This window comes from Micromonospora sp. CP22, assembly GCF_009712475.1.
GTDB lineage: Bacteria > Actinomycetota > Actinomycetes > Mycobacteriales > Micromonosporaceae > Micromonospora.
Genome location: NZ_VCJO01000014.1, coordinates 99636 through 113822 on the forward strand (window position 1 = coordinate 99636; position 14187 = coordinate 113822).

The 14187-nt window shown below is 66.1% G+C and carries 12 protein-coding genes; 6 read left to right on the forward strand and 6 right to left on the reverse strand.

The window, feature by feature from the left end:
* Nucleotides 1-923: 923 nt before the first annotated feature.
* Nucleotides 924-2072 (forward strand): IS3 family transposase, encoded by a 1149-nt coding sequence (locus FF096_RS20820; protein WP_309223683.1) that lies wholly within the window; start codon nucleotides 924-926, stop codon nucleotides 2070-2072.
* A 547-nt stretch (nucleotides 2073-2619) separates the two neighbouring features.
* On the opposite strand, the gene FF096_RS26800 is transcribed toward FF096_RS20820, so the two are convergent.
* Nucleotides 2620-3639, reverse strand: coding sequence for a hypothetical protein (locus tag FF096_RS26800; protein ID WP_230462804.1), 1020 nt, complete (start codon nucleotides 3637-3639; stop codon nucleotides 2620-2622).
* 438 nt (nucleotides 3640-4077) lie between these two features.
* Here FF096_RS26800 and FF096_RS20830 point away from each other — a divergent pair, with 438 nt between their 5' ends.
* Complete coding sequence (locus tag FF096_RS20830) at nucleotides 4078-5388, forward strand: cellulose binding domain-containing protein (protein WP_230462805.1); 1311 nt, start codon at nucleotides 4078-4080, stop codon at nucleotides 5386-5388.
* Nucleotides 5389-5656: 268 nt separating this feature from the next.
* Here FF096_RS20830 and FF096_RS20835 read toward each other — a convergent pair whose 3' ends face one another.
* From FF096_RS20835 to FF096_RS20850, 5 genes are all read right to left on the reverse strand, one after another.
* Nucleotides 5657-5848, reverse strand: coding sequence for a hypothetical protein (locus tag FF096_RS20835; RefSeq protein WP_155220992.1), 192 nt, complete (start codon nucleotides 5846-5848; stop codon nucleotides 5657-5659).
* A gap of 211 nt (nucleotides 5849-6059) precedes the next feature.
* Nucleotides 6060-6866, reverse strand: coding sequence for an IclR family transcriptional regulator C-terminal domain-containing protein (locus tag FF096_RS20840; RefSeq protein WP_155220994.1), 807 nt, complete (start codon nucleotides 6864-6866; stop codon nucleotides 6060-6062).
* A gap of 1010 nt (nucleotides 6867-7876) precedes the next feature.
* Complete coding sequence (locus FF096_RS27540; RefSeq protein ID WP_375335367.1) at nucleotides 7877-8077, reverse strand: hypothetical protein; 201 nt, start codon at nucleotides 8075-8077, stop codon at nucleotides 7877-7879.
* Nucleotides 8074-9330, reverse strand: a complete 1257-nt coding sequence (locus FF096_RS20845) for an MFS transporter (protein WP_309223684.1) — start codon at nucleotides 9328-9330, stop codon at nucleotides 8074-8076. The genes FF096_RS27540 and FF096_RS20845 overlap by 4 nt, the downstream gene beginning before the upstream one ends.
* A complete protein-coding gene (locus tag FF096_RS20850) occupies nucleotides 9327-10151 on the reverse strand; it encodes an IclR family transcriptional regulator C-terminal domain-containing protein (protein WP_155220996.1) in 825 nt (274 codons plus the stop codon). Before FF096_RS20850 ends, FF096_RS20845 begins: the two co-directional genes overlap by 4 nt.
* 364 nt (nucleotides 10152-10515) lie before the next feature.
* Between FF096_RS20850 and FF096_RS20855 the strand changes: the two genes are divergently transcribed.
* From FF096_RS20855 to FF096_RS20870, 4 genes are read left to right on the forward strand one after another with little or no spacing between them, the layout of a single operon-like run.
* Nucleotides 10516-11481, forward strand: coding sequence for an ABC transporter substrate-binding protein (locus tag FF096_RS20855; protein WP_155220998.1), 966 nt, complete (start codon nucleotides 10516-10518; stop codon nucleotides 11479-11481).
* On the forward strand, nucleotides 11478-12350 hold the full coding sequence (locus FF096_RS20860) for an ABC transporter permease (RefSeq protein ID WP_230462806.1): 873 nt from the start codon (nucleotides 11478-11480) through the stop codon (nucleotides 12348-12350). Before FF096_RS20855 ends, FF096_RS20860 begins: the two co-directional genes overlap by 4 nt.
* Nucleotides 12347-13123, forward strand: a complete 777-nt coding sequence (locus tag FF096_RS20865; RefSeq protein WP_309223685.1) for an ABC transporter permease subunit — start codon at nucleotides 12347-12349, stop codon at nucleotides 13121-13123. The genes FF096_RS20860 and FF096_RS20865 overlap by 4 nt, the downstream gene beginning before the upstream one ends.
* 41 nt (nucleotides 13124-13164) lie before the next feature.
* Nucleotides 13165-14016, forward strand: a complete 852-nt coding sequence (locus tag FF096_RS20870; RefSeq protein WP_155221000.1) for an ABC transporter ATP-binding protein — start codon at nucleotides 13165-13167, stop codon at nucleotides 14014-14016.
* The last annotated feature ends 171 nt before the right edge of the window (nucleotides 14017-14187 follow it).

A 14187-nucleotide genomic window follows, 5' to 3' on the forward strand; every position in this document is an offset into this window, starting at 1 on the left:
ATCGTCTGGTTCCCCCGCCGACCCTCACCGCGGCGGCTTGAATAGCTGGGGTGCGGTCCTCCCCACACACGTGGGGGTGCTCCGCAGGAGGCCAACGTCCGATGAGCATCTTCCGCGTCCTCCCCACGCAGGTGGGGGTGCTCCGGGTCCACTGGACCCCATTACTCAGCTCATCGCGTCCTTCCCACGCACGTGGGGGGTGCTCCGATGGGACAACTGGCCCGGTCGCTGGTCCTCCCCACGGGGTGTTCCACTCTGCGACTTCAATCGTGTCCGCGGAACGTCCTCCCAACGGAGATGGTTGTTGCTCCGGCTGGGTGGGTGTGAGCCCGATCTGAGCCCAGAGGGTCCGGTATTCGGCACCACCAAGCACCATGGAGGAGGATCCGCAGGGGCGTCTAGCTGGACAGATAGATACCCCTGCGGACTGCTAAGCACCCGGGATCACGGTTCGGGTTCAACTTCTAATCCCAAGGCCGCAGGTTCGAATCCTGCCGGGCGCGCCGCGTTAGATGGAGCTGACCTGCGGTTTCTCCCGACTCGCGCGACCTTATCGAATGATGTTCTTCGATTAAGGCTTACCTTAGGTGAGCCCGAGTGTGCAGCTTCGGCACGAAGAGACACCAAACGAGTGGTGGCTTCAAACCGCTCTGAACGCCAACTCGGGCAGGGCCTGCCGGTAGGTGTCGGCAGCGAACGCGCCAACGCCCCCCGTGCATCGCGTACACGACTGTCGGCTAGCGAGAACCATGGGAGCGACCCACTGACTCGCCGCCGTGGCTGGTCTGGCACAAGGCCAGCCACATGCAGGCGACAGGTGTCGACTTGAACCGCCCCGGGTTCTGTGGAGAACCTGATGTTCCCCGGGTTCGGTGGAGTCGGGTTGGTTGACTCGTCAGGCTCGTCGCTCGTTGAGGAGAGACGTGCCGAGGAGATATCCACCCAAGTTTCGTCGCAAGGTCCTCGATCTGCTCAAGGCCGGCCGGTCTGTCGCGGAGTTGGTCCGGGACTTGGAGATCAGCGATCAGACGATCTACAACTGGCGCCGCCAGGAGCTGATCGACACCGGCCAGATGCCGGGTGTCACCTCTGCCGACCAGGTTGAGCTGGTCGCGGCTCGACGGCGTATCGCCGAGTTGGAGACTGAGTTGGCGGTGCATCGCCGCGCGGCTGAACTGCTCAAGGAGGTGGTGCCCCCAAAAGACCGGTACGCGGTCATCCACCGGATGGCCGCTGAGGGACTCCCCGTTGAGATCTGCTGCCGCGTGCTCGTGGTCTCGGCGTCGGGATACTACGCCTGGCGCAACCGACCACCATCGCAGCGGGCGCTGCGTCACGCGTGGTTGACCGAACAGATTCGCGCGGTGCATGCGGCATCCCGCGGCACGTACGGTTCCCGCCGGGTGCACGCCGAACTGCGGATGGGCCGCGGACTCGTGGTGGGCTATCACGCGGTGGAGATGCTGATGCGCCGTGCCGGCATCCACGGCCTGCCCGGCAGTCGCCGTCCCCGGCCGAAGCACCAGACGCCGACTGCCAGTGATCTGGTCAACCGCGACTTCGCCAGATCGTCGCCGAACCAGTTGTGGGTCACCGACATCACCGAGCACCCGACCCGCGAGGGCAAGGTGTACTGCGCGGTCGTGCTGGACACCTTCTCCCGCAAAGTCGTCGGCTGGTCCATCGACGCCACGCAGACAACCACGCTGGTGACCAACGCCCTGAGCATGGCCATCAGCAACCGCCAACCGTCCGGCACCGTGATCCACTCCGACCACGGAGTGCAGTTCACCTCATGGGCCTTCACCCGCCGAGTCCAGGAAGCCGGCCTGGCACCCTCAATGGGATCCATCGGCGACTGCCACGACAACGGCATGATCGAGTCGTTCTGGGGCCGCATGCAAACCGAACTACTCAACCGCCGGAAGTGGCGCACCCGCATCGAACTGGCCAACGCGATCTTCGAGTACCTGGAGATCTTCCACAACCGACAACGCCGCCACAGCTCACTGGGCATGCTCACCCCGATCGAGTATGAGAAGCTCCACCCGATCGCCCTATCCGCAGCCTGACGCCAACCAACACGGCTCCGAGAGACCCGAGGAACATCAACCCGGGGCTCCCCGAGTTGCGATCCCTGTAGGGGCGATAAGGACCGGCCACTGCTCGCGGAGTGGGGCACGCTGCTCTAACACGTTGCGATCCCTGGTGGGGGCGATGAGGTCACGCCGGCGGAGCGTCGCCGCTGCCTGGCGTGGGCAACTTATAAGGCAGAGTTGGCAGAAGCCGAGCCGGCTCGGCACCCTCTTCGCCCCTACCAAGTTACGGCTTTGCACTAAAGCCACCAGTGATCCCGGCGTGAGCCCGGACGGCCTAGCATCCGGCGCTATCGAGCACTATCGACTGAGATCCGCAGGGGTAACTAGCTGGACAGATAGATACCCCTACGGACTGCTAAGCTCCGGGATCACAAGCGGATTGAACTTCTGCCAGCGAGATCGGGAAACATCACCGCAGGAGTGGGCGGCATCTTCGCTGCGCTGATCCGCAGCGCGGAGAAGATGCCGCCCACTGTTCACCGGTGCCTTGGCGGGTGATCCGGACAGCCGATCTGGGCCGTCAGCCCCAGTAGCCCATTGCCTGGCGGCCCAGCGACTGCTGGCCTGCAGAGTTGGCGTGGCAGCCGTCGGAGACCTCATTTGGCCGCAGCCGGAAGACGCCGACATAGGTCACGTTCTGGCTGGCGTCGGCGGCGGCTTGGCGGGCGAGACTGTCGGTGAGTTCCGGTCCACCGGAGCCGGCCAGGAAGCACGTCTGACCCTGGTCGTAGAGCGGCTGGCCGGAGATAAGAATGTTCGCGCCGGGCGCCGCGTGCTGGCGGGCGTTGGCGATGAGTTGCCGCACCTCGTTGTAGGTGGCGCCGTTCTGGGAGAAGATGCAGATCTGAATCCAGACGGTCGTGGGCCGGCCATACTGCGCAGCCTGCCGGTCGAAGCTCTGCCAGGAGGCAGAGTTGGTGTTGGTCCAGGACTGCACGACCGCACCGCCGGTGCCGTAGGGACCCCACATACGCTGGCCCCCGACAGCACGGTAGCCCTGTGCGACGTTCTCGGCCATAGAGCAGCCAATGAAGCCCATCGTGTTCGCACCGCCGGATGGCGGGCGGGTCGCCGTCGGGGTGGGCGTCGGACCGGTGCCGTCGCCCTCGCACGACCTGATCTGCGGCCGGGCGCCCGAGTTGCCGTTCATCATCGTGGTGAAACCGAACGTGTTGCCGCTGCCGTTGAAGCGCATCGTCAGCACGGTGTTGTTGTTGCTCAGACTGGCGCTGCCGCTCCAGGTGGTGGTGATCGACTGCGGTGCGTTGACCGCGACAACCACGGTCCAGTTGCTGGCGCCGCTGACCGTCACCGAGGTGTTGTACCGGTCTCCCCAGACCGTGCCGGGCGTCATCGTTGCAGTGCAGGGTGCCGCCTGGGCGGGTGATGCGCCCAGCGGCGTGACCGCGTTAGTCAATGTCATCGCCGCCACGCCAGTTACGGCGGCGACGAGCAGCGCCACGACGGCCGGGAGGAATCGAGATCGCCGCAGCTGCCCTGACGTCGAGTGTGGGTGCACCCCTGTCGGTTCGCCGATCATATCTGTGCCTTCCTTTGAGGACCTGAGCGGTGTGGTGGTCGCGCATAGGCGTGTGGTGGTGGCTTGTCGAGGTCAGTACCGGGAGATCGCCCGGCCTGCTGGTGCTAGCCGGCGGTGCAGGCCAACAAGCAGCCGTCCTCCTCCCGCGCTCCGCAGAGATTGACCGACAACCAGCGTTTGTTCACCATGCGAACAGGAGTTCCCATTGCGTTCATGGCTCGATTGTGACCATACTCATTCGTCGACGTCAATTTATTCCGGAAGGAGGTGGGGCTCCGCTCCGCCAGAACCGGCGGCAGCCAGCACCACACCCAGGTAGCCGCCCCAGCACGGTGGTCATGTGTGCGCACGCATCCCGGCCGCGAGTACAGAAGCGGCATCGACCGCCGGTGCGTCCCGAAGCCGGAAAGCCACACGACAGAGAACGGAGGTACCTCAATGCGAGAAGGTAAGGGCCGCCGCCAGCGGTGGGCTGCGGCTGTTGTCGCGATGACGCTCGCCTACGCCGTCAGTGCGGTGGCCGGCGCGCAGATGGTGCCGGCGGCGGCGGACGTCATCATCGCCGCAGCAAGTGCCGGCTGCGGCCGGACGCCGACCTTGACTAACGGAAACCACTCGTTGCAGGTAGGCGAGACGCAACGTAGCTACATCCTGCGGCTGCCCGCCAACTACAACAACACCAAACCCCACCGCCTGATCTTCGGCATCCACTGGCTGGGCGGAAGCGCCAGCGACGTCGCCAACGGCAACATGATCCAGCCCTTCTACGGACTCCAGGCGCTGGCCAACAACAGCACAATCTTCGTCGCCCCGCAGGGCCTCACCAGCGGAGGGCTCACCGGCTGGCCCAACACTGGCGGCCAGGACGTGACCTTCATCGACAACATCATCCGAACGGTCGAGGCAGATCTCTGCATTGACACGTCGCAGCGATTCTCGCTGGGGTTCAGCTATGGCGGCGGCATGAGCTACGCACTCGCATGCGCCCGGCCAGACATGTTCCGGGCGGTCGCCGTCTATAACGGCGGCTTGATCAGCGAGTGCAACGGAGGCACTCAACCCATCGCGTACATGCAGGTGCATGGCGTCAGTGACACCGTGCTCCCGATCTCCGGCGCACGCACAATGCGCAACAGATTTGTCGCGAGCAACGGTTGCACCGCCGCGAACCCGCCCGAGACGACGGCAGGCAGCGGGACCCATACGAGCTTCACCTATTCCGGGTGCGTGGCCGGGCGTCCGGTTGCCTGGCACACGTTCGACGGCGGACACACGCCCACCCCGACGGACCGCGACGGCTCGCAGTGGCTGCCCGCCGAGACCTGGCGCTTCTTCACCCAGTTCGGTTCGGCGCCGCCGACCGGCAGCCCATCGCCCACCAGCCCGCCGACGGGTACGCCATCCCCGTCGCCCAGCACTCCCCCCGGCTCGGCAGCCTGCCAGGTCGGGTACTCCATCAACGCTTGGAATACCGGCCTGACCACCGCCATCACCATCACCAACACCGGTGGCGCCCCAATCAACGGCTGGTCACTGGCGTTCACCCTGCCGGGCGGACAGACCATCACGTCGGGCTGGAACGCGACCTTCTCGCCGGCCAGCGGTGCGGTGACGGCCCGCAACGTCAGCTACAACGGCACCATTGCGGCCGGAACCTCGGTAAGCCTCGGTTTCCAAGCCACGCACACCGGCGACACCGGAAGACCGACGCAGTTCACGCTCAACGGAGCGACCTGCAGCATCGCCTGACACGACAGAGACAAGTTCACGGGCACCCCTCCTGCCCGGGGCCCCACCCCGTCGACTGGCTGACGCGGTTGGCAACGGATCTGTGGCCTCGGCCGGGAGTCGCTGGTACGCGCGTCGGACGTGGCGTGACTGACTGGGCGGCAGCCCGAGCGCCGGCCCACCTCCGGGTGGGCCAGCACCCACGCACGTGCCGGTCGGCTGCAGCCACATGCCCGGCGGGATCGGTCGCCGCAAGCGCTTGGCACCGGTGCCAGGACGTCCGTGCCGTTCACTCAACACGCCGAGACAGGCCCTCAGGCGGCCCGCACCCGGTGAAGATGTCGGCGATGCTGGCCGTGGCGAGGCTGGATTGCGTACGGTCAGATTCCGCCGGGGAGATGATCATGGCGCGGCTGGCGCCGCTGACCGTCATCCGGGCCGCCCCATTGGTCCGGGTGCCATGGTCGAGGATGACCCGCATCTACGACTCGTAGAACAGCCCGTCGGAGAGGACTAGCGGGTTAGCTTCTGCGACCAGTAGCTCCCCGTCCAGCAGCCACCGAGAGCAGTAGCGTCTCCCCCGGACCGAGGTGCGGGCGCAGGTTGGTGCCCAGGGCAGAGCCTTCGAACTGCCTCTGAGCGGGTTACCTGTGCTGACCATGGCCTCAGCAACCTAAGACCACCCACTGACTCTACTCCCCGCTCGGCTGCCGAGGCAGCAGTCGGAGGTCAGCCTCGATGCGGGAGGCGGCTGCCAACAGCGGTGGGACGAGATCGCGCCGGATCGAGCTCACGGTATTGCGGCCAGCGTGTACCGGTATGTTGATCGCCGCGATGACGTCACCACTGTGGTTACGGATCGGTGCCGCGACGGATCGCAGTCCTTCCTCCAACTCTTGGTCAACGATGGCGTAGCCCTGGCTCCGGATCCGGTTCAGCTCTTGGTGGAGCATCGTTGCCGAGGCGATCGTATGAGAGGTCGGCCTGTCATAGGGTGCGCGTTGAAGATGCAGCGCGATCTCTTGCTCGGGAAGGTGGGCGAGCAGAACCCGCCCCACGGACGTCAGGTAGGCCGGAAACCGGGTGCCCACGCTGATCGACACGGTCATGATCCGCGTCGTTGGGACGCGGGCAATGTACACGATGTCATCGCCATCCAACACGCATACAGAGGACGATTCACGCACTTCTTTGACGAGCCATTCGAGGTGCGGCTGGGATAGGTCGGACAAGCCAACGTTGGACATATATGCGTAGCCCAGGTCCAGAATTCGAGGAGTGAGCCGGAATCGCCTACCGTCGGTTTGAACGTATCCTAGGGCTACGAAAGTAAGCAGGAAGCGGCGCGCGGAAGCCCGGGTCATACCGGCGGCGTGAGCGACCTCACTGAGTGTCAACTCGGGATTCGCGGCATCGAAGACCCGAATGACTGCCAGTCCACGTTCCAGGGATTGCACGTAGTAAGGCGCGCGGGCGGAGTTGATCAACTGTTCCTCCATACTGGCCTTCTGACTTGAGTTAGCGTAGCTTCCCTCTCAGCCTGTCCACTTAAGGAACGTCCAACGTGGGCGCTATGTAGCTTTTCGCGACAAAAGTCCCACTTTTCAGCTCCGACACGACTTGATCTTCTGGCCGGCGTGTTGCGACCGGCTCTACGCATTGCTGGCCGCGGTCGTCGGGTCGGTGGAAACGCCTGCGGTGCGCACACAACCCACCCACAAGGCAGGACTCACTTGCCTCGCTCGCCGCAGCGTCGATCGAGGCGTACGGCCTGCGCAGTCAACCTACCGACCACAGCACTGGTCAGCAGTGAGGGCACAGGGGACCGGTTCTGCGCGCAGAGTTTCGGCTCGCCGAGTTTCCCTCGACGCCCCGCGGATTGCCGTAAGGGCGGCCACTTTCGGTCACGCCGGAATGGGCCGATTGTCAGGGCTTAGTACTTCAGCCGCACTTGCGTGAACTTCGGTTTCGGCAGGTCATCGGCATGGTTGATATCCGAGTCCTGTCGGTCGCATAGCTGCGGATGTCGTTGCTACGTACGAGACGGATAGGTTGCGGGGCCGCGCCGTCTGTCTGTTGTGGTCGTTCGGCAGGCGGGCAGGATTGGATGATCTGTTGGCGCGTTTCGCGCACCGTTTCGGGCGGACGGAACCGCGTCGGCAGGCGTTGACAGACATGGTCGGGTTGCTGCCGCCGCTGGCGAGCAAGAACGGCTGGACCTTGGCCGAGGCGGCCGGAGATTCACGCCGAACCGGATGCGGCGGCTGCTCAACAGGTCCGCGTGGAAGTCGGATCTGTTCGTGATGACCTGCTCGCCTACGTGGCGGAACATCTCGGCCACGACGACGGAGTGCTGATCGTCGACGAGACCGGCCTTCTGAAGAAGGGGATCAAGTCGGCCCGGGGTGGTGAGGTGGGCGTTGATGAGGTGGTTGCCGGGGTCGGTCCTTCTGCAACGTCCTCCTCCCGAACCGGACGGGCCCGTTTCCGAGCGTCCGGCTTCCGGTGATCACTGGGTGAGTGCGGCCCAGTTCCCAGAGTAGATCTTGTGGTGGCAGTCGGCGCAGACGACGAGCGTCTTGCGCCGCCGCTTGACCATGATCTTCGTCCAGGTTGGGGACCCTCCCGGGCGCAGGCTGTTGCCGACTGCGGCCGGGTCCAGGAGTCCGACGGGGGCCCGCCGACAACCGCTGGTGCTCGTTCGCGTCAGTTGGGGCCGTGATCGTGGTCGTCCGGTCGCGAGGTGAGGGGCCGGGTGCCGGTGTTTGCGCGATCGATGGTCTGGGTGGCGGGTCGGCTGGCGCGCAGTCCGACCACGAGCTGCGCCATCAGGAGCACCAGGACGGACCCGAGTGGGACGGTCCATCCGCCGGACGCCTGGTACAGCGCGCCGACGAGCACCGGTCCACTCGCCGCTAGAATGTAGCCGAGAAATTGAGCGATGGCGGAAAACGCGGTGATCAAGCCGGCCTCGGGTGCGCGTAGAGCAATAAGGAGCAGGGCCAGCGCGATCGAGGCCCCCTGACCGAGGCCAAGCAGTACCGCCCAGAGCCAGCTCGTCGAGCCCGGGGCGAGGAGCATCCCGAGGTAGCCGGCGATGGTGAGTACGGCCGCCCACGCCACGTGTCCGGACTGGGTGCGGGCTCGCGCTGCGAGGGCTGGCAGGGTGAGGGCGGTGGTGATCTGTGTCAGGTTCGCCAGACCGAGCAGATACCCGGCCTGGGCGGGGGCGAGTCCGGCATCGGTGTAGATCGCTGGCAGCCAGGCGAGTGCTGTGTAGAACGTGAGCGATTGCAGCCCCATGAAGCCGGTGACGTACCAGGTGATCGGTGTCCGGAGCAGGGTCCGGAACGGACGAGGGCCACGCGGCTCGACGTGCCGAGCGCGCGTCAGCGGCAGCCAGACCAGCAGTGCCGGTGCGACGAGCAGTGCGACTGCTGCGGCGGTCAGCCGCCAACCGGTGTTGGTGGCCTGCTGTAGTGGCACGGTGAGGCCGCCGGCGAGTGCGGCGCCGAGCACTAGCACCGCGACGTAGATCCCGGTGAGCAGACCTACTCGGTCGGCGAAGTGCCGTCGCAACAGCGGCGGCATCAGCACGTTGAGGATCGCGATGCCGGACCCGGCGAGCGCTGCGCCCAGGTACAGCACCACGGGACCGCCGGCGCTGCGGAGCAGGATCCCCCCGGCGAGCACAGCCAGGCCGGCCAGCACGGTGCGCTCCATACCCAGTCGGTGCACCATCGGCGCGGCGAGCGGCGCGACGATTCCCAGACAGACGACCATGGTGGTGGTGAGCAGGCCACCTGCGGTCGGGGTCAGCCGAAACTCGGCCATGATCTGGTCGAGTAGCGGTGCGACATTGACCAGGGCCGGCCGCAGGTTGAGGGCGGCGAGAACAATTCCGGCGATGAGCAGCGGCCGGGGCCATCGGGGCAGTGGTGCGGGCCGGTGCGGCGGTGTCACGATGCGTTGGGTGGTAGGTGTCTGGGGCCTGTGCCGCCGGCACGCGAGGGTAGGAGACGGAGGTCGGCCTCGATGCGAGAGGCCGATGCCACCAGCGGCGGGATGAGGTCACGTCGGATCGATTTGATCGAGTTGCGACTGGCGTGGACCGGAATGTTGACCGCGGCGACGACGGTGCCGTTGTGGTCGCGGATCGGTGCCGCGACGGAGCGCAGTCCTTCCTCCAGTTCCTGGTCGACGATGGCGTAACCCTGGGCGCGTACCCGTGCCAGTTCGGTACGGAGCATCGCCGCCGAGGATACGGCGCGGGATGTGGGCCGCTCGAATGGGATGCGCTTGAGGTGGAGTTCGATCTCCTGCTCTGGTAGGTGGGCTAGCAGGACCCGGCCGACCGACGTCAGGTAGGCCGGGAACCGGGTGCCGACCGTGATCGATACGGTCATGATCCGGCTGGTCGGGACACGGGCGACGTAGGCGATGTCGTCACCGTCGAGCACGCAGACCGAGGATGATTCGTGCACCTCGTGGACCAGGCGCTCCAGGTGCGGCTGGGCGATTTCCGGCAGGCCGACGCTGGACAGGTACGAATAGCCGAGTTCCAGGATCCTCGGGCTGAGCCGGAACATCCGGCCGTCGGTGTGCACGTAACCGAGGTCGGTCAGGGTGAGCAGGAAACGTCGAGCGGTGGCCCGGGTGATGTCGCAGACGCGGGCGACCTCACTCAGCGTCAACTCGGAATGTGTGGCGTCGAAGGCGCGGATGACCGCCAGTCCGCGCTCCAGGGACTGCACGAAGTAAGGCTCGCGGGAACGCCCGCCCATCGATGGTCCTCCATGCTGTCCTGTTGCTCGGTTCGGCGAAGTCGGAGTGCCGCACCGCCACGCTCGACGGCGCGCTTCCGCTGCCCCCTTGCGGCAGCCATCCGACGGCGTCACGCGAGCCGGCGAGTTGCCCGCACTCGACGACCCGCGTGCGCCATGTGAACAGCAGCTCGCCGGATCGCGACAGTATGGCGAGTCGCTGACGGCCGTCAAACCCGCACCTACCAACCGAGATCGCCACTGCATAGGTACCTGTAACGAGTTCGACATGAGCCGTTGACCAGACATGAGGCGGCCCGTACGTTCTCCCTGAGAACGATCGTGCGTATTAAGCACGAGGGCTTGGCTCAGCTAGGAGGGGTTCATGCGTCGTCTCATCACCGGGCTCGCGGCCGCCACGGCCCTCGTGGTCGCGGTCGCAGGATGCGGGTCTTCGAATCCGTCGGACGGTACGGCAGGCAACGGTGGTCCAGCCAGCGTCACGGTCGGGGTCATTCCAATCGTCGACGTGGCGCCTATCTACCTCGGCAAGGAGAAGGGTTTCTTCAGCGACCGGGACATTGATCTGACCCTGGAGACCGGGCAGGGTGGCGCGGCGATCGTTCCTGGGGTGCTCGGGGGGCAGCTCCAGTTCGGCTTCAGCAACGTGACATCACTGATGGTCGCCCAGACCGAGAACGTCCCGATCAAGGCCGTGGTCAACGGGGTGGCCTCAACCGGTCAGGCTGGCGCCGACTTCGGCGCGATCGTGGTCCGAGGCGACAGCGTGATCCAGTCCGCCAAGGACCTCGCCGGCAAGAAGGTCGCGGTCAACACGCTCAAGAACATCGGGGACACCTCGGTCCGCGAGTCCGTCCGCAAGGACGGCGGGGATCCGGCCGCGGTGCAGTTCGTCGAGATCGGCTTCCCGCAGATGCCGGCGGCGCTGGACGCTGGCCAGGTGGACGCAGCCTGGGTAGTCGAGCCATCGCTGTCCGTAGTCAAGGCCGGTGGTGGTCGGGTCGTCGCGTCCAACTTCGTCGACGTGGCACCGGATCTCACCGTGGCCTTGTACTTCACCTCGGACAAGCTACTTCAGGAGGACCCAGGCCTGGTCGAGCGGTTCGTCGAGGCCATGCGGGAGTCGCTGGCATACGCAGACGCCAATCCGGACGAGGTTCGTCGGATCATCGGGACCTACACCCAGATTGACGAGGCCACAGTGGCGGAGCTGACGCTGCCGAAGTGGCCGGCCGACTACAACCGGGAGTCGCTGGAAGTGCTGGCGCGACTCGGTCAGCAGGACGGACTCTTCACCTCCGCACCCGACCTGGACAAGCTGTTCTCATGACGAGGTCCGACTCCCCCGGGGGCGGGACGGCCACGGCCGTGCCCGCCCCCGGCGCCATGGCCGCCGGCATGGGTGCCGGTCCGGCGCGCCGCCGCTGGCCTGGTGCGACGGTCGGCTACGGGCTGGCCGGGCTGGCCATCTTTTTCGGGTTGATCGAACTGCTGCCTCGGGTCGGTATGGTGCCGGCTGCCTACCTGCCACCCACCAGCCGGATCGCGGAGGCGCTCGCTGTCGAGTTCGCCGAGCCGGCGTTCTGGACCGCCGTCGCTGACACCCTGACCAGCTGGATCGCCGGCCTGGCGATCGCCACCGCGGCGGGCATCGTGGTGGGCATTCTCATCGCGGTGGTGCCGCACCTACGCGAGATCACGGCCTCCTCGATCGAGTTCTTCCGTCCGATCCCTTCGGTGGCCCTGATCCCGCTGGTGGTGCTGCTGTACGGCTCCGACCTGCGTTCGACGCTGCTGCTCGTGGTCTACGCCGCGTTCTGGCAGGTGCTCGTCCAGGTGCTCTATGGCGTTCAGGATGTCGATCCGGTGGCGGACGAGACCGCCCGGTCATACGGGTTCAAACGCTGGGCGCGGATCCGCCACGTGTTGTGGCCGACCGCGCTGCCGTACGTGATGACCGGCGTGCGGTTGGCTGCGGCGGTGGCGCTGGTGCTGGCCATCACCGCCGAATTGATCATTGGCTCGCCGGGGCTTGGTAGCCGGATCGCTATCGCGCAGACCTCCAACGCGGTCCCGGCGATGTACGCACTGGTGGTCGTGACCGGCCTGCTCGGTGTACTGATCAATACGGGTGCGCGGCTGGCGGAACGGCGTGTGCTCTCCTGGCACCAGTCCGTCCGTGGAGAGGTGATCTCGTGATCCGGGTTCTCCGTCAGGCCGGACTGGTCATCGCTCTGCCGGCGGTGCTCTTCACCGCATGGTGGATGGCCACCCTGAACAGCGCGAACTTCTACTTCCCGCCGTTGCGTACAATTCTGGGCACCTTTGGCGAGGTGTGGACGGGGCAGCGATTCCTCGACGACGTGCTGCCCAGCGTGGCCCGGCTTGCCGCGGGCTACCTGGCCGCGCTGGTGCTCGGCGTGAGCGTGGGCATCGTGATCGGCTCCTACCGGCGCGTACGAGCGGCGGCCGAACCGGTGCTGGAGTTCCTCCGGGCTATTCCGCCACCGGTGCTGGTACCCGTGATCATGATCTTCGCCGGGATCGGTGACGGAATGAAGGTGTTGGTCATCGTCTCCGGCTGCGTCTGGCCGATCCTGCTGAACACGGTGGAGGGGGTCCGTGCCGTGGACGGTGTGTTGGCCGAGACAGCCCGTTCGTACGGCATCCGGGGCATCAGCCGGCTGCGCCATCTGGTGCTGCGCTCGGCGAGCCCGCAGATCTTTGCCGGTGCCCGGCAAGCGTTGTCCATCGGCATCATTCTGATGGTGATCAGCGAGATGTTCGCGGCCAGCAACGGTCTCGGGTTCGCCGTCGTGCAGTTCCAGCGCAGCTTCGCCATCCCATCGATGTGGAGCGGCATCCTGCTGCTGGGTCTGCTCGGCTTCGCCCTCTCCCTCGTCTTCCGGGCAGTCGAAGCACGAGCACTGGCCTGGTACCACGGGCTACGGCGCACGCAACGATCGTCGTGAACGGCGGGTGCCGGCACGAGCATCGCCAGGAAGGGACACGCATGCTTGAGGTTCGAGGATTGCGGAAGGTCTACGAGGGACGCGAACGCCGGGTGGAGGCGGTACGCGACCTCACCTTCTCGCTTGACGCCGGTGAACTGGTCTGCCTGGTCGGCCCCTCCGGCTGCGGCAAGACGACCCTGCTCAAATGTATCGCCGGGCTACTGGCGCCCACCTCAGGTGAGGTCCTGGTAGACGGTCGTCCGGTGACCGGACCACCGCCGGGCATGGCCGTGGTCTTTCAGGAGTATGGCCGCAGCTTGTTTCCCTGGCACAGGGTGTACGAAAATGTGGAGCTGCCGCTGCGGCAGAAGAAGTTGCCACAGGCTCGTCGGCGGGAACTGGTGCGCGAGGCGCTGGCTGCGGTTGGGCTCGCTGACGCGCACCGCGCATACCCATGGCAGCTCTCCGGTGGCATGCAGCAGCGCGTCGCGATCGCTCGGGCCGTCGCGTACGAGCCCAGCGTACTGTTGATGGACGAGCCGTTCGCCGCGGTGGACGCGCAGACCCGTGCGGACCTGGAGGACCTGATCCGCGACCTGTGGCACAAGCTACGGGTGACGGTCCTGTTCGTCACCCACGACATCGACGAGGCGGTCTACCTCGGCCAGCGGGTGCTGATCCTCTCCTCTTCGCCGACAGTGATACAGGAACAACTCACTATTGATTTGCCGGATACCCGCGACCAGCTGCACACCCGGGCCGACCCCCGCTTCACCAGCCTGCGTACCCACGTCTACGAGCAGATCCAGGCCGCCAAAGGCAAGGCGGACGTACCGTCCGGCAACGTACCGGCAGCCGAGAAACCCGAACCTCCCGACACGAAACCGGACCTCGACCGCGCAACGGCGTGAACATCCCTGCCGTCTACGTCGTCCATACCCCGACCGACCGGTACAGCGCAGGTTCTCGGCGACACGTGCCGAACCTGACCGACGCCAGGCATGGGCCTCCGCCCCACGCGGGATGAGCGCGGAGCGGAGGCCAACTACCGATGTGTTCAACCTTCGGGCCGACCGGTCACC

Bases quoted from the DNA above. Each gene is read 5' to 3' on its own strand.
- FF096_RS20860 (WP_230462806.1), top strand. From the start codon at position 11,478: ATGACGAGGTCCGACTCCCCCGGGGGCGGGACGGCCACGGCCGTGCCC.
- FF096_RS20870 (WP_155221000.1), top strand. From the start codon at position 13,165: ATGCTTGAGGTTCGAGGATTGCGGAAGGTCTACGAGGGACGCGAACGC.
- FF096_RS20835 (WP_155220992.1), bottom strand. From the start codon at position 5,848: ATGCGGGTCATCCTCGACCATGGCACCCGGACCAATGGGGCGGCCCGG.
- FF096_RS20830 (WP_230462805.1), top strand. From the start codon at position 4,078: ATGCGAGAAGGTAAGGGCCGCCGCCAGCGGTGGGCTGCGGCTGTTGTC.
- FF096_RS26800 (WP_230462804.1), bottom strand. From the start codon at position 3,639: ATGATCGGCGAACCGACAGGGGTGCACCCACACTCGACGTCAGGGCAG.
- FF096_RS20840 (WP_155220994.1), bottom strand. From the start codon at position 6,866: ATGGAGGAACAGTTGATCAACTCCGCCCGCGCGCCTTACTACGTGCAA.
- FF096_RS20850 (WP_155220996.1), bottom strand. From the start codon at position 10,151: ATGGGCGGGCGTTCCCGCGAGCCTTACTTCGTGCAGTCCCTGGAGCGC.
- FF096_RS20855 (WP_155220998.1), top strand. From the start codon at position 10,516: ATGCGTCGTCTCATCACCGGGCTCGCGGCCGCCACGGCCCTCGTGGTC.